10 protein-coding genes are annotated in these 16,937 nt (G+C 36.9%); 4 read left to right on the top strand and 6 right to left on the bottom strand.

Annotation, left to right across the window (positions count from 1 at the left end; translation table 11 throughout):
- The 5 genes from E1140_RS08100 to E1140_RS08080 form a co-directional block, all read right to left on the bottom strand.
- A partial coding sequence (locus E1140_RS08100) for an alpha-amylase family glycosyl hydrolase (protein ID WP_246202741.1) occupies window positions 1-1,287 on the bottom strand: 1,287 nt, incomplete at its 3' end.
- 75 nt (window positions 1,288-1,362) lie between these two features.
- Window positions 1,363-2,844: an MFS transporter gene (locus E1140_RS08095; RefSeq protein WP_155181482.1), complete on the bottom strand. Its 1,482-nt coding sequence runs from the start codon at window positions 2,842-2,844 to the stop codon at window positions 1,363-1,365.
- Between the two features lie 136 nt (window positions 2,845-2,980).
- Window positions 2,981-3,790, bottom strand: a complete 810-nt coding sequence (locus E1140_RS08090) for a DUF6503 family protein (RefSeq protein WP_155181479.1) — start codon at window positions 3,788-3,790, stop codon at window positions 2,981-2,983.
- Between the two features lie 101 nt (window positions 3,791-3,891).
- Window positions 3,892-6,963 carry a WD40/YVTN/BNR-like repeat-containing protein gene (locus E1140_RS08085; RefSeq protein WP_155181476.1) on the bottom strand — a complete coding sequence of 1,024 codons (3,072 nt, stop codon included), beginning with the start codon at window positions 6,961-6,963 and terminating at the stop codon, window positions 3,892-3,894.
- A 77-nt stretch (window positions 6,964-7,040) separates the two neighbouring features.
- On the bottom strand, window positions 7,041-7,793 hold the full coding sequence (locus E1140_RS08080; protein ID WP_155181473.1) for a LolA family protein: 753 nt from the start codon (window positions 7,791-7,793) through the stop codon (window positions 7,041-7,043).
- A gap of 148 nt (window positions 7,794-7,941) precedes the next feature.
- On the opposite strand from E1140_RS08080, the gene E1140_RS08075 reads away from it, so the two are divergent.
- The 4 genes from E1140_RS08075 (at window position 7,942) to E1140_RS08060 (ending at window position 14,832) form a co-directional block, all read left to right on the top strand.
- Window positions 7,942-8,631, top strand: a complete 690-nt coding sequence (locus E1140_RS08075) for an SDR family NAD(P)-dependent oxidoreductase (RefSeq protein ID WP_155181485.1) — start codon at window positions 7,942-7,944, stop codon at window positions 8,629-8,631.
- Between the two features lie 23 nt (window positions 8,632-8,654).
- Window positions 8,655-11,246 carry a M1 family metallopeptidase gene (locus E1140_RS08070; protein ID WP_155181470.1) on the top strand — a complete coding sequence of 864 codons (2,592 nt, stop codon included), beginning with the start codon at window positions 8,655-8,657 and terminating at the stop codon, window positions 11,244-11,246.
- Between the two features lie 88 nt (window positions 11,247-11,334).
- Window positions 11,335-14,433 carry an ATP-binding cassette domain-containing protein gene (locus tag E1140_RS08065; RefSeq protein ID WP_155181467.1) on the top strand — a complete coding sequence of 1,033 codons (3,099 nt, stop codon included), beginning with the start codon at window positions 11,335-11,337 and terminating at the stop codon, window positions 14,431-14,433.
- Between the two features lie 132 nt (window positions 14,434-14,565).
- Window positions 14,566-14,832 carry a hypothetical protein gene (locus E1140_RS08060; protein WP_155181462.1) on the top strand — a complete coding sequence of 89 codons (267 nt, stop codon included), beginning with the start codon at window positions 14,566-14,568 and terminating at the stop codon, window positions 14,830-14,832.
- Between the two features lie 7 nt (window positions 14,833-14,839).
- Here the strand turns inward: E1140_RS08060 and E1140_RS08055 are convergent.
- A partial coding sequence (locus tag E1140_RS08055) for an ATP-binding protein (RefSeq protein ID WP_246202740.1) occupies window positions 14,840-16,937 on the bottom strand: 2,098 nt, incomplete at its 5' end.

Below are 16,937 nucleotides of genomic sequence, written 5' to 3'. Positions count from 1 at the left end.
GAATTCTCCTAAATAATAGTCAATGATATAATTTCTATGGAGAGTTGGGTTTTTTCCAACAGCTTGAATCATGGCATCATCATAACCCAATCCAATGTCATCATGACATCTGGCGTATGAAATCCAGGATGTTCCATACGGCTTCTTCAATAGTTCTTCCTGAGCCTGAAGCATAATATTCGTTTCTCCTGTTGCGAGCATATCCCATTGCAGCGCCATTTGGGTAGCATTATAGGCAAAGTCACACTCTTTGGTTTCAAATTTACCTTCTCCAAAATATTTCATTATTTCCTTTGGGGCAACAATGGCTTCTCCAAGTAGTGCCATACCTGGAGCCACAACAGCAACACATGTCTTAATTAATTGTAGAATTAAATGAACTTCAGGAAGATTTTGGCATGTAGTACCAATCTTTTTCCAAATAAAAGCGGGAGCGTCAATTCTTAATACATCTACACCCAAATTTGCATAAAATAGGATGTTGTCAAGCATTTCGTTAAAAACTACTGGATTTGAATAGTTAAGATCCCATTGATAATTGTAAAAGACCGACATCACCCATTTTTTACAACTCTCTACCCACGTAAAGTTGCCTGGAGCACCTTCAGGAAACACTTCTGGCATGTTCTGTTCAAATAAGTCAGGTGTTTTTCTATTATTATACATGTAATAGTAATCCTGATATTCCTTATCACCAGACTTGGCTTTTTTAGCCCACTCATGCTTGTAAGAGGTGTGATTTAGTACAATGTCAATCATCAAGTACATCCCTCTTTTATGCATGTCCTTCCTTAGTTTCGTGAGGTCATTAAGTGAACCGAATTTAGGGTTTACTTTTCTGAAATTGGATACTGCATACCCACCGTCACTTTCATTTTCTGGACTGTCAAAGATTGGCATTAGATGAAGGAAATTAACGCCCAGATTCTCTAAGTAATTTAACCTAGTGGGCATTTGATTTAAGCTGCCTGCAAACCTATCAACGTAGAGACTCATTCCTACAAGCTGATTGCTAAGAAACCAGGGTTCATCTCCCTCTTTGGCTATGTCTCTCTTTTTTAAATCGGCACCTCTTTGCTGATTAGCAAGAACTAACTTTTCAATAAGCGCATTGAATAACTCCTCTTTGTGAGGATGATTTCCATAAATCTTATCATGGTAAGATTTTATATTAGATATTGAGGAATTAAGACGCTCTAAAAAAACCTTGTCTATTGCGCTTAATTTGATTTTATTATTTTCTAATATACCTTCTACCAGTTCCTGTTGATTGACACTGATTGCCATATTGATATTGTGTTTTTTGAATTTTAGGATATTAAGACTTATACCTTTCTCTAATTTAAGCAATATTTGATCTTGCTAATGACCACCTTGCATTGGAGCATTTGATGTGTCAATATTGTGTGTTTCCTTGATTCTCAATACCGCCATTGCAGCTAACAATAATAGTGCTCCAGCAAAAAGGATGGCTAATCCCGGATCATTTCCCAGTAAATATTTTGATACATAACCAAAGCTCAGTGTTTGTAATATCATGGGCACAACAATCATCATATTTATTACTCCCATATAAACACCATAGCGTTCCTTAGGAATTTCATTTACTACCAATAAATAGGGGATACCCATCATACTAGCCCATGCTATTCCAAACCCTGTCATTGGAGCAAATAAGAGATATTTATTTTGAATGAATGGAAATATTAATAAACCAACGCCTGCCATAATAAGGCATATAAAATGTACTTTTCTTGGTCCGAATTTTTTAGCTACACCAACAAGCGCAAAGGCAGTTAAAAAAGTAACAATATTATACCATCCGTTGACCAGGCCAGTCCATCCTACAGCTTCTTCAAAAAGCTTCATGTTTTGTGCAGGGGAAGTATTCCAAACGGATTGAGCTATGCTTTTAGCGGCATTTTGCCAATAGACGAATAAGGCATACCATTGAAATAAATAGACAACAGATAACTTCCACATTACAGGTGGCATTTCAATAATTGAGTTAATTATTTCAAGGTTTTGTCCGAATAGAACTCTCCAGGAGGGGTTGTTTTCAATAGCTGCGATAGTTTTTTTGATGAGTCCTTTGTAAAAGATTGATGGTAATAGCAAGAGCGTCATTAAGCTGTAAATAAAAAGTGATGTAAAAAGTGATAGGACAAATTGAATAAACATATTAGGCTGTCCTTTATTTTTCTCTGTTAGCACCATTAATTCTTCTTCTGTAGGAGGTATTTCTGGTGTTTTGTAGATACTCCAGCCTACAGATGTAATTGAACATACTGTGCCTAAGAAGAAAGATGCATATACCCAAATTGGTAACGAACCAGCTGAACCCGTAATATACTTTTGAAAGATAAATAGAGATACATTGGCCAGTGTAATTCCTAGTCCAGTGAAAAAACTCTGTGTTAAGAAGCCTTTAGCGTATTGATCTTCAGGTAAAGTGTCCGCTATTAATGCCCTGTAAGGTTCCATAGCAGTGTTGTTTGCAGCATCCAATACCCAAAGAAGACCTGCAGCCATCCATAAGCTGCTACTGAATGGATAGAGGAAGAGGCATATACTGCAAAAAACAGCTCCAATAAAAAAATACGGTTTTCTTCTTCCAAACCTTGGGCTCCAGGTTCTATCGCTTAATGCACCTATGATGGGTTGAATTAAAAGCCCTGTCATAGGACCTGCCAAATTGAGTATTGGAATCTCGTGTGGCTGGGCACCCAACATGTCATAAATTGGATTTACCGCACTTTGTTGTAGACCAAAACTATATTGGATTCCGAAGAAACCAACATTCATGTTGATAATTTGGCTAAAGGAAAGTCTGGCTTTATTCATCTGCTATTACTATTGAAGAACAAAAATTGAAAAGATCGATTTTCAATTTAATTCTAATATTAATAGCGCGCAACAAAACTTTTACTTACTTATAATCCAAGTTTTGGATACAGCACTGAAAAGGAGCAGTACGCTTCTAGTCAGTTTTGAGGCTATCAATCTCAGAATTTGCTGGCATGTCAAATAATGACTGATCAGGTTTTTCTTCTGAAAGAATAACGTTTGTAAATTCTGATTGGTAGCGTACATCACCAATAACTCCATCAGTGTACTTATAGCCGGTAAAGCCAGAAGGAAGCCATAGTCCGTTTACTTGTTGCCAGTCATATTTAAGTGCATTATAGTTTTCATGCTTTTCACCTGAAAAATAAGTAACGGTGTAAAGAAGCATTTCCATTCTAAATGTTTCAGGGTTAAAATGCGCTATATAGAAATCATCGTCAGCATCACCAACACCTTCATTGTAAGACACTTTTAACGCACGATAAGAGGTGCTGTCTAGTGTTACGGTTCCTAAATCTTTATATTGTATTCCCGGGTCCGCAAGTACGTATGGGATGGAAAAGAAGTAGAATATCAGATTATGATAAAATCTGGCCGACATAGTGCCAAAAGCTTCTTTATTGGGAGATACCCAAACCTGCTCACCATCCATTCCCAATTTAAAGCTATCACCTTTAATCAGGACTTTCCTGGATTTCAAATCGATTAATTGAGTTTCTGTTTTCTCTTCTCCGAGGGTGCTACTAAGTTGGTATTGTAGGCTGTTATAACTGTTCCACTTTTCCAGACCGCCATGAGCATCCAAAGCTTTTTGGAGTAGTTCAGGGTATTCAATTTGAGGGCTTTCTGTAGATTCAAGAGTTGTTGCTGTATTTTCTTCCTTTGAAGTTGGTTGACAACTTATAAATACCGGAACTAAAAGAGTAAGAATCATTTTTTTCATGCTCAAAGCTATGTCGTTTATTCCAAACCTTATTGTCATGCAGTAGACAAAAACAAAAAAAGCGATGATCTCTCATCGCTTTTAAGTAGATGAATCATTCTTTAGTCTTCTAGAAACTCTTCATAAGATTTGAAAATGATTGGTTCTATTTGTGCTTCATCAATAAACTTGTTCATCTTATTCATTTTACTCTGCACTTTTTCAAAGCTAGTTAGCGCGTCCTTAAACTGTTCTTCTAATAAGGTCATATTTTCCATTTCAGAAGAGGTGGGAGGCTCAAAGCCAGACGCTATCTTGCTATAAAGATTAGATAGTTTTTCTCTAAGCTGAGGTTCTGCCGTGCCAACATAATTATCACCAGTAGTAATAACCAGCTTCTCTTTAAGCGTATTTAATTCTTTAGCGATAGGTTCTGCTACTTTCTTACCATTAGCATTTACACTTATTACCTGTTCTGATTTGGCTATGGTTTCATCTATTTTGTAGACCAGGTAGGCCAACTGTTCAGACATATTATAAAGCTTCATAGTCGTTTCATGAAGTGCAACTCTGTCCTGATCTGTAAGCAACGAATTAGGGTCATTAATCAACTCCAATTCGGTGTTGTAAGTATCTTTACCTTTACGCATTACTACTTTGTATTTACCAGCTGTCACTCGTGGTGAAGTAAAGCCTCCAAAGCTTAATGTTTTTCCTTTCGCCATTTTTGGCTGTTTGATAAGGTAGTTCCAGGTTACTACATTGATGCCTTTAGATTTACCAGGAGTCAGCTCAATCAGTTTTGTGCCATTCTCATCTAAAATATCAATAGCCATTTTGCCAAAGGTGTGACGCTTTTTTAGATAATAAATGATCTTAGCATCTCTATTCGGATTTGGGCCAACAAACTCTAATTCAGTACTGGTGCCACCGAAATTACTCTCTTCACTAATTACTGTTGGTTTACTATCAAAAAAGTGAACATCCTGCTGTAGAACATCCTGGCTGATTTGTCTTAATGGACTGATGTCATCTATAATTATAACACCACGGCCATGAGTTCCTAAGATCAGGTCGTTGGTTTTTTCACTTAGTTCAATGTAATGCACGGCAGTAGCTGGCATGTTGTTGGTGAACTTGTTCCAATTCTTACCTCCATCTACGGTAATATAAAGGCCAAACTCCGTACCTAAATAAAGTAAGTCTGGCTGCACATAATCTTCCTGAATATTTCTTGCAAAGCCATAAATGTCATCTGTTACAATTGATTTCCATGTTGTGCCATAGTCAGATGTCTTGTAAGCGTAGGTCTTCATATCGCCTGTTGTATGACCTTCAAAAACTGCATAAGCTGTTCCTTTATTATGAACACTGGCTTCTATATGGTAGCACCAGGTGTTAGCAGGTAGACCTGGGATATTTTTAACTGTATTTGTCCAATTTTTACCGCCATCTTTAGTGATCTGCACATTGCCATCATCAGTTCCTACCCATATTACTTTTTCATCTAAAGGTGACTCTGCTATAGTGAAGATTGTAGTATGATTTTCTGCTCCTGAGTTGTCTACTGACAAACCGCCAGAATTTGATTGATCCTGCTTTTTAGGGTCATTGGTGGTTAGATCTGGAGAGATTTTAACCCATGTATCACCCATATCTTCTGATTTGTGAAGAAACTGGCTACCCATATAAAATCTGTCCGGCTGGTGCTTGCTAATAGCCATAGGAGCATTCCAATTAAACCTAAGTTTAGGATCTCCTTTAACAGGTAAAGGTTGAACGGTTTTTGTTCTCTTTTTTACCATGTCATAGCGCCATACGTTTTCAGCGCCTTGCATTTCAGAATACACAAAATCTTTGGTTGGATGTTTTAGTACTCTAAAGCCATCACCAAAACCTAGTACATTCCAGTCTCTACCCTCAATTCCTCCTGGTGAAGCAGAAGGGCCGTACCATGAACCATTATCCTGCAGTCCACCATAGATATTATATGGCTCTTCATTATCAATACTGATATGATAAAATTGTGATACAGGAATATTAGAAACTATTTCGAAAGTAGTACCGCCATTCCATGATCGATAAACCCCTCCATCTGTGGCAGAATACATTCTGTCAGAATCTTTAATGTCAAATAAGATATCATGAATGTCTGAATGCATCTGGCCAAGACTTTTGAATGTCTTTCCACCGTCTCGGCTGAGTGATCCAAATAAGCCGGCTTTAACTACCACGTCAGGATCTCTTGGATCAACCACAATTCTGGAAAAGTAGAATGGACGCACGACAAGACCGAAATCGCCATTAAGATAAGTCCAACTTTTTCCTGCGTCATCAGATCTATATAGACCTTTATCTTCATTCTTCTCTGACTCAACAACAGAATATAGAATGTTACTGTTGGAAGGCGCTAATGCAATGGCAAACCTACCTAACTGACCTTTTGGCAAACCATTATGAATTTTGTTCCAGGTCTTACCAGCGTCTGTTGACTTGTATAAAGCACTGTTGTTACCGCCAGAGCTGAATGACCATCCCGTTCTTCTGAACTCCCACATAGCAGCATATAGTACGTTAGGGTCATTAGGATCCATTATTAAATCACTACAACCGGTTTTGGCATCTGAATACAGAATTTTGTTCCACGTTGTGCCACCATCAGTAGTTTTATATACACCACGCTCCTCACTATCACTATACAACTGACCGAGTACGCCAACATATATTTCGTTGGAGTTGTTAGGGTTAATCTCTATGCTACTGATTCTTTCAGAGTTTGAAAAAGCTATTTTTTTCCAGTTGGTACCACCATCTACTGATTTGTAAAGACCATCACCAACAGAAGTACTGTTTCGTGTCCAGGTTTCACCAGTGCCTACCCATATCACCTTGTCAGGTTCATTAGGGTCAACAGTCACAACACCAATGGACTGCGCATGTTCATCAAAAATTGGATTGAAAGTGGCGCCACCATCATTAGATTTCCATACACCACCACCGGCAGTTCCGGCATATATAATTCTGTTATTCGTAGGATGAGCTTCAAGGTCAGTAATTCGGCCGCTCATTAATGCAGGGCCTATTTGTCTTGCTTTTAGATCTCCAAAGAGTTCTTTGCCATTCAAGACTATTTCTTCTTGGGCATACGCAGACAGCGATGCTCCCAGGAAAAGAGCTATTAATATTTTTTTCATGTTGTTTTGTTGATTTTGACTGAATTGATCTTAAACAAAAATGGCTGCTCAATTGGGCAGCCATTTAAATGTTTTAATTATTCTCCATCTGGAAAAGCAAACACTGTAGCATCTACAGTAGGATTAGCTTCAATTGTATCGAACTTGATAGCCTGGGATTGACCACCTTTAACACCTTGAGACATTGAAAAAGGAAAGTACAGTCCGTTAACTTCATCATAATCACTGAAAGTTACCTGACCCATCATTCCTTTAGCTGGTCCAGCAGGAATTTCTTCTTCCTCTGCCAAAAGAACAAAATTCTCTTTATCGAAGTAATAGAAGGTCACATCATCTTGCTCATTTCCATCAACCGTAATAGGCTCTTTTGTCAGCTTCAATTTAAAAGTCTCAGTTCCTTCTATAGTTTCTTCTCCCATTAACTCAAGTTTGTAACCTTTGTCCTTGTAATTATAAAGACCGCTAGGAAAATCATTAGCTTCTAGCTTTTGGTTTGCAGTTGTTTCTGCATCAACTTTTTCTGCAGTCTGAGTTTGAAAATTAGTACTCCACATTACTTCTCCATCAAAAACTCCTTGCATGAATTCATTTCCCTGAAGAGAAATTTTGGTGTATTGCTTACCATCTTTTAATACTACAATTTCAAGAGGTATTTCCATTCCGCCTTGGTTTACCTTGGCAGTCATTTTGAGGCCCTCTAATTTGCCCCAGGCATCATAGCCACCTGTGTTTTCAAAGTAATTTTTTACTATTTCATCAGCACTTTGAGCATTGGTGAATCCAAATGCAAAAATGGCTAGCACAATAATTAGGGTTGATTTTGTTCTCATTATACAATATTTGGTTTTGATTACTCAATAATAATAAATGTTATTGGAAATGACACTGTCGTGAGAACGAGCGGTTAATAATCCAGACAATATGCATATTTCGCTTTTGGAAATTATAACAAAGGCATTTCTAATTGGTTATTCAGGTATGGCAAATATCTTAATAGTAGGAGGAAGTAAAGGAATTGGGTTTCAACTTGCTCAAAATCTTAGCAGCAACAATAATATAACTTCAGTTTCAAGAACAAAGTCTGAGGATTTTAACCAAGCTGTAAATCAAGTTGAATCAGATGTAATCTCCGATGTCTTTGAGTATGAAGGAGAAGTGCTGGATAGTCTGGTTTATTGCCCAGGAAGCATCAACTTGCGACCTTTTAACAGATTAAGTGAAAAAGACTTTCTTAATGATTTTAATTTAAATGTACTTGGAGCGGTTAAATCAATTCAGGCTAACCTACCCAAACTCAAAAAGTCATCAAATGGAAGTATAGTTCTTTTCAGTACAGTAGCTGTTAGTCAGGGCATGCCATTTCACTCTTCTGTCGCTGCTTCAAAAGGGGCTATTGAAGGATTGGTAAGATCATTGGCAGCTGAGTTAGCACCGACAGTTAGAGTCAATGCCGTTGCCCCATCTGTCACTAATACACCTTTGGCCTCTAAGCTGCTTTCATCTGAAGAAAAGATAGAGAAGTCAGGAGAAAGGCACCCCATGAAAAGGGTAGGCCAACCACAAGATATTGCTTCCGTTGTTGAGTTCTTAATCTCTAATAAATCTTCATGGGTAACAGGGCAAGTTATTGGAGTTGATGGAGGTATGTCAACGGTAAGAAGTTTTTAAATTAGATTTTATAAGTTTAGGGTATGATCAAGAAATCATATCTGTTTTATATGTTACTGCTTATTAGCGGTTTGATATTTAGCTGTCAAGAGCAGCCCAATCATCTATTGGATCCAGGCATTTCCAAAGAGTTAGCAGAGTTTAGAAAGGCTAATGTTCAAAATGTTATCTACAATCTAGACTTTAATATTCCTGAAGATCAAAGTCAGCAGATTAGTGCTAATCTAGAGCTCAAGTTTGATTATAAGGCAGATGTGGTTGACCTAATACTTGATTTCAATGCGCCAACTGATCTAATAAAAAATGTGAGTGCTAATGGAAATGTGGTAGAAGCACAAATCGATAAGGAGCACATCGTTATTTCAGCTAATGATTTAAAGCAATCTAATAATGTCAGCATTGAGTTTGTAGCAGGAGAGCAATCATTGAACAGACACGAGGAGTATTTATATACCCTATTTGTGCCGGAAAGGGCGTCCACATGCTTTCCTTTATTTGATCAGCCTGATATTAAAGCGAGCTATAAGCTGAGCCTTACAATTCCTGAAAATTGGGAAGCTGTCACTAATGCCCCTCAGCAAAACGTAGAAATTGGCAATGGGAATAAACAGTATGAATTTAATGCTACTCAAAACATAAGCAGTTACCTGTTTGCTTTTGCCGCTGGTAAATTTGATAAGATTGAGAAGGAGGTTGAAGGCCGGGTAATGACCATGTTTCATAGAGAATCTGATTCTCTAAAACTTGCTGATAACGTTGAAGCGATCTTTCAATGGCACGCTGAATCATTGAACTGGCTGGAAGAATATACAGGAATAAAATACCCATTTGAGAAATTTGACTTCGTACTACTTCCTTCTTTCCAGTATGGAGGAATGGAGCATCCTGGTTCCATATTTTATAAAGCTTCTTCATTGCTTTTAGGCAAAACCAGTACTATAAATCAACAGATCGGGAGAGGTAGGCTTATTGCTCATGAAACTGCTCACATGTGGTTTGGTGACTTGGTGACAATGCCTTGGTTTAATGATGTATGGCTGAAAGAGGTGTTTGCCAATTTTATGGCTGCTAAAATAGTTAGACCAAAGTTCAATAAGATTAATCATGAGCTGCAATTTTTGATGGCTCATTACCCATCGGCCTATGAAGTTGACAGAACAGACGGTACACACCCAATTGCTCAGGATTTAAATAACCTTAAAAATGCAGGCTCACTTTATGGTAGTATTATCTACCAGAAGGCACCAATTGTCATGCAAATGCTGGAGAGAAATATTGGAGAAGAGGCTTTTCAAAAAGGAATTAGACAGTATTTATCGAATTATCAATTTGATAATGCAAGTTGGGATGATTTGATTGCCATTATGGGCCAGAATACTAATAAAGACCTAAATGATTGGAATAATAGATGGGTCAAATCTTCTCATATGTCAGAAACTAGATATGATTTAGATATAAAAAATGATAAATTAAGGAGTCTCATTATTTACAGTCAAAATCCAAAAGGTATCGATTATTATCCTCAAGCATTAGTCCTTGGGTTAGGTAAGGGAGATACATTAACACAAATCCCATTTAACATTGAACAAAAAGTAACAACTATTAAAGGTGATACACTTTTTAATCCTGAATACCTATTCACAAATTATTCAGGTATTGGATATGGTTATTTTTGGATGGGACCTGCCAGTATAGATCATTATTTGAGTGAGATAAATAACATAGAATCTTCAGTATTGCGTGGGTCACTATGGATAAATATGTTTGAATTGATACTGAGATCACAATTACCACCAACAAAATATTTGGAGGCACTTTTAAAAGCGCTTTCTAGAGAAAAAGAGCCATTGATTATTGAATATCTAAATAACAGGCTGAAAGTAATTTTCTGGAACCTTCTTACTGAAGATCAAAGAACAGAATATGCCGCAAAAATTGAAGGGGTTCTTTTCAATATGACGGTGAATGCTGATAATGACAATCTTAAAAACAGTTTTTTTAAAGCATACTATTCTGTGGTCACGACCTCCGCGGGCACGGAGCTGCTTTATAATCTTTGGAAAGGTAATTCTGAAAGCGAAATTGATTTGTCCGAAGATGATTTTATCAATATAACCTACGAGCTGTCTTTGAGAATTCCTGATAGTGCCCAGACCTTTATAGACCATCAATTATCCAGAATGACTAACATAGATAGAATAAAAAAACTGAAATGGGTAGCGCCTTCAATTAATAGTGATGAAAAAGTTCGAGATAGCTTTTTTGAATCACTAAAAGAACCGAAAAATAGAGAAAATGAGGACTGGGTGTTAACTGCAGTGCGCAACCTTCATCATCCATTAAGACAAAAGTCTGCTGTAAAGTATATCGACCCAGGCATGGAACTCTTAGAAGAGATAAAGATTACTGGGGATATCTTTTTCCCAAAAAGATGGCTTGACGCTACTTTTTGGGGACATCAGAGCGAAGGAGCTAGTGATATTGTGCGTCAGTTTTTATATAAACATCACGACTACCCAAAGGATCTTAAGAATAAGTTATTGCAATCGACTGATTTACTGATGAGAATTGCTGAAATTCAGGGTGAGTCTAAGGACCAGGTTGTTATAAATTAATTTTACTTCTATTTTTATTGAAATTCGTTGTTTGGTTCAGTAACCTTTTATTATTTAAAGTGGTCTTTGTAAAACAGTTTGAAAAGAGATGAGTGAAGAGTTACTGAAAGCTATTATTCAGCTATTTGCTATTGTAGCCAGAGAACGTGTTACTGAAGATGAACGAGCCAACATTAAAGAGTTTCTTGCTGTTCATCTAAATCAGGAATCTTCAGGCTATTACCTCAAGTTGTTTGACAACCATTGTACCGAATATAAGGTAGAAGAGAAGAAGGATGAGCTTAATGTTGATGATGAGACTTTACAATTTGTGGAGGACTGGTCACGAATAATGGCCATTGTTAAAAAGGTTAACCTTGCACTTACTGCTCAGCAAAAGATAGTTCTGATTGTAAAGATTATAGAGTTGGTTTATGCCGATCATATGATATCTGAGCGTCAGGATAATCTGATCTTTTATATTGGGGAAGCCCTTAAAATTTCTAGGAAAGACATCTCCTCTCTTAAGATGTTTGTAATGGGTGAGGACTTTGATGAGTTATCGTCTAAAGATATACTTATCATTGATGAAGGTTCTGGGGAAGTTAAGACAAAGGGGCCAAGAATACAGGCAAAAAATCTTACCGGACTCATTGCAATTTTCAGACTCGCTGAGATTGAGACCTATTTTATTAAGTATTTGGGAATCAGTACATTATACGTTAATGGAATCGCCCTTAAAAGTCGTAAGATTGATATATTTCCTACTGGTAGTACCATTAGAGGTGATAAAATTGAGACCGTTTATTATAGTGATGTAGTCTCCAGATTTCTTACCTCCAGAAGTCGTACGAATATCACTTTTTCAGCGGAACACCTTTTCTATCATTTTAAGTCTGGAAAGGCTGGAATACAGAACGTTGACTTCTCTGTTAATGGTGGAAAACTCATTGGAATAATGGGGGCCAGTGGTTCAGGTAAATCTACATTGCTAAGTGTAATCAATGGTATAGAAAAGCCATCAGGTGGTAGAGTTATTGTTAATAATATTAACATTCACGATAGTCCGGAACTGGTAGAAGGTGTGATAGGATATATTCCTCAGGATGACCTTCTTATGGAGGAATTAAGTGTATTTGATAATCTTTATTATGCCGCTCGACTTTGCTTTAGCCAATATACAAAAGAAGAGACTGAAGAACTTGTTGAAAAGGTTTTGCTCAATCTTGGGCTAAGCGAAATTCAACATCTAAAAGTAGGCTCTCCATTAGATAAAACAATTAGTGGTGGACAAAGAAAGAGAGTAAATATAGGTCTGGAGTTGTTAAGAGAACCCAGTATACTCTTTGTAGATGAACCTACCTCTGGTCTGTCATCGCAAGACTCGGAGAACATCATGGATTTGCTCAAAGAATTGTCTTTGAGAGGTAAAATGATCTTTGTAGTTATTCACCAGCCTTCATCCGACATATTCAAAATGTTTGATGATTTACTGATTTTGGATGTTGGGGGATATCAAATCTATTATGGAAATCCTGTTGAGGCCATCACTTACTTCAAGGAGATTGTTGATGCAGCTAATAAAAACCAAAGCTCATGTCCAGAATGTGGAAACATCAACCCTGAGCAAATATTTAGCATCATAGAAACTAAAATTGTTAATGAGTTTGGGCGACTAACCAAAACAAGAAAAGTTTCTCCAAATCAGTGGTATCAGTATTATAGGAAGTTTAACAAAGGTCAAAAAATTAATCATACTAAAGAGACGATAAGGGTAACGCAGAAAATACCAAACTTCTTAAAGCAGCTCAAAGTCTTTATCAAAAGAGATGTGTTATCTAAGATCTCTGATAAGCAGTATATGTTTATCAATCTGCTGCAAGCGCCCTTGTTAGCACTTTTTATGACCTTTTTGGTAAGATATTATGCCACTATTGAAGTTGATAATCCGGTATACACATTCTTCCAGAATGATAACATACCTGTGTATTTCTTCATGAGTATAATTGTTGCGCTGTTTATGGGTCTAACAGTGAGTGCAGAGGAAATATTTAGAGATAGAAAAATTCGGAAAAGAGAAAGTTTCTTGAATCTAAGCAAGGGCAGTTACCTGCTGTCAAAGATTATAATTCTGTTTGGCATATCAGCTATTCAAACAGCCTCATTCGTGTTGGTAGGTAATACAGTGCTGGGCCTTCATGATATGGGTATTAGCTTTTGGCTCATCCTGTTTAGCTGTTCATGTTTCTCTAACATGTTAGGGCTTAATATTTCGGCCACTTTTAATTCAGCGGTAACCATCTACATACTTATACCCATATTGTTGATTCCGCAACTCTTGCTGAGTGGTGTGGTTATCAACTTTGATAAGTTTAACCCAATGGTGACTACAATGGATGGCGTGCCAGCAGTAGGAGAGGTTATGGCTTCTAGATGGGCTTTTGAAGCTGCATTAGTTACACAGTATAAGGATAATCCTTATGAAAAACAGTTTTACGATTTGGATAAAAGAATGGCTGATGCAGAGTATAAGAAGCTCTATTACCTGCCGCGTCTTGAGTCTGAGCTGTCTTTTGTTTTTAATAATCTGCGCTTTAAACTCAATCCGAAAATGGCAGATGAAATGCGAAATTCTTTATCTCTTTTGAGAAATGAACTTAGCAATGAGATTGAGATTGTAGGAGAGGATAAGTTTAATCGTTTTGACAGACTTATTATTGAGAGGTTCGATTCTGCGACTTTTAAAGAAACGGATAGGTTTATAGGTGCCTTAAAAAAGTTTTATGTTAATAGGTTTGTGAAAGCCGAAAAGGAAATGGAAGCTTTAACAAATGAACTGACGAGCACGCCAGAAGGTAAAGCGGCACTTGATTCTTTAAGGTTAGTTTATCAGAATGAAGCAATTATATCAGCATTACGGAATAATACTACGGAATTCAGGGTGATTAATATTGATAATCACTTGGTTAGGAAGATTGATCCAATATACTTTACGGATCATAAACCAGCCAATTTCTTTGACTTCAGGTCTAACTTTTATGTTCCAGTAAAGCACTTCATGGGAATGCATTTTGATACGCTGTACTTTAACATTAGTGTTATCTGGGCTATGTGTTTATTCCTCTTCATAACCTTGTATTTTGATGCACTAAAAAGGGTAGTAAAAGCACTTACAGAACGTAGAAGGAAATCCGCACCACAGTTCTAAAATCGTTGAAAATAGGTCTTTAAGTATGTATTTATTCATTTAAATACTATATTGTCGGCCGTTGATGGCAACTTCTTAGGGTTTTAAATTTCAAAAACACCTAAAAAGTTATAAACCATAATTTTTTCAACTATGAAGAAGTCCATGTCTGATCTTCTGCTTAAAGCTCACTTCAATGACTTGAAAGAAGAGTTAAACAAAGCCATAAGAAGCTCAAAAAATGAGGATGACGATGAGCTGGTAAAGGTGCTTAAGAAGACGTTTAATTACCTTAAGAAAAAGGCCGAGGAGTCATCTCTTGACGATCGGGGAGTGGTGCTTTACAATGATATTGCCTGTGTACTTGATGATATTTCATCAGGTAATTATAAGCCAAATAAAGACCGGGAGGATAAATAGCGGCTTCCTAAACCATTGTTAGCGTATTGATAGAATCGTATAAGGTAAGGGTAAAAGTCGTGCCTTCTCCTAGATGTGAGCTTACTTCAATATGTCCACCAAGTTTGCCGACTGTATCTTTTACAATGTACAAACCAAGCCCTGAACCTTCAGCCTTATCATTTGATGCTCTAAAAAACATGTCAAATATCTTATCGAGGTGTTCCTGATCAATACCCATGCCATTGTCGGCTACTTCAATTTTGGTGGTTCCTTTTTCAGAATCTTGATGTACTATTACTTTAATAATAGGTTCTGGCTGTTCGTAGTTATGATATTTTACGCAGTTAGTGATTAAGTTGCTAAGCACAATTTTTAACCTTTTCTCATCTGATTTAATTACCAGATCGGTAGGGTACTCTTTTAAAAGCTCAACTCTATGGGCATTTTCATAATATTTCAAATCATCACAGATACTTGAAATAACAGTATCAAAAGCAACATCTTCAGAAGCCACCTCTCTTTTAGCATTAGTAGAATACTCCATAATGCTTTTTATAAAGTCCTCAAGTTTAGCAACACTTGTATTCATCATGTTCAGATACTGTTTCTGATTTTCATCAGGGTTTTCCAGTTGTGCTAGGTTAATTAAACCTTTTAGTGATTTCAGAGGAGCCACTAAATCATGTGATGATCTGTATACAAAATTGTCAAGTTCAGTATTAGCAACAATCAATTCTTCGTTAGCCTCTTTAAGTTGCTCTCGCTGCAATATCAGCTCTTTCGTTCTGTTATGAATAATAGTCTCCAATCTTCGGTTGAGATGTTTCAATCTGGCGGTTCTGTACCTGTAGAAACCTACAATTATTAATGCCAATAACACAATACCTATGGCATAGTAGTAATTGTTTTTATACCATGGAGTAGGAATTGTGAAGGCATGGCTGGCAACGGAAGTTTCAGTTCCATCAGGAAGCAGAGCTTTAACTTCAAAGCTATATTCACCACCATCAAGGTTAGTATATTCCTTTTTAATATCACTTTTCCATTCACTGAAGGTTTGATCATAACCCCTAAGGTAGTAGGCGTACTGCAAATCTGACTTGTCATAGCCAGGGGTAGCAAAATGAAACTCTAATGATCTTAAGGCATTATCGATGTCATAATTTGAAGAAACCTCAGTAATAGATGTCGAAGGTTCGTAGCCTTTTTCGGGGTATGCTGTTGGCCATTGAAGATAGCTGACACCTAGAATACTACCAATCCATATATTGCCTCTTTTGTCAATGATAAAATCGCGTAGTTCACTGGTTTGGAGTCCCTTGGATTTGTCTATCGTCTTGACTACTTCACCTTTGGGATTCATTAACTTAAGGCCATTGTACCATGTAGTAATTGCATAAAGACTGTCTCTGAATATTTGGACATCATAAATACCACTCTTTTTCCAGGATTTGTGGGTTGATTCTGCAAAAGGAATTATTTTATTTGACTTAGGGAAATACTCATAAATGCCATTTTGAGAAGTGAACATTAAAAATGTTGAGTCATTACCAATTTTAGGAAGTGCCAGATAGACATTGTCATCTTTCCATGTGTATTGATCATTGAGAAGAACAGCAGAGTCACCTTCTATATTATAAATACCTCCATCAAACTTGCTAGCTAGTAAATTTCCTTCAACTGTAAGAATACCTGCATTTTTAATATCAATAACGGTTCCTGATTCACCATCATACCGTATTAACCCTTTGTATGAAGAAAAGTACACTTGATTGTCAATAGTTTCAATTTGCCAAAATGTGCCATAGTCCATTTCTTCCGGCACTACCTCTCTTAAGGAAATATATTTATAGTTGTTCAAGGAGTCCTTTTCTAAATAGCCGAACTCATTGTACCCACCAACATAAAACCTTCCATCAGGTCCAATATGAACACTGTATGTAGCAGAAAAATTGACTATTGGAATAATCTCCCACTCACTACCATCATATTTCAAGATACCATTTTCATTGGCAAAGTATAAGTATCCTTGAGAATCCATTACACCGCTATAGTTGATAGAGGCAGCTTTATAGTCACCAGTACCAAAATTTTTAATGGTTACACTATCGGCTTTCTGAGCC

Origin of the sequence: Fulvivirga lutimaris (assembly GCF_009711525.1) — a bacterium.
Taxonomy (GTDB): domain Bacteria; phylum Bacteroidota; class Bacteroidia; order Cytophagales; family Cyclobacteriaceae; genus Fulvivirga; species Fulvivirga lutimaris.
Note: the sequence above shows the minus strand (reverse complement) of the source record. Positions and strands in the feature narration are given on the sequence as shown.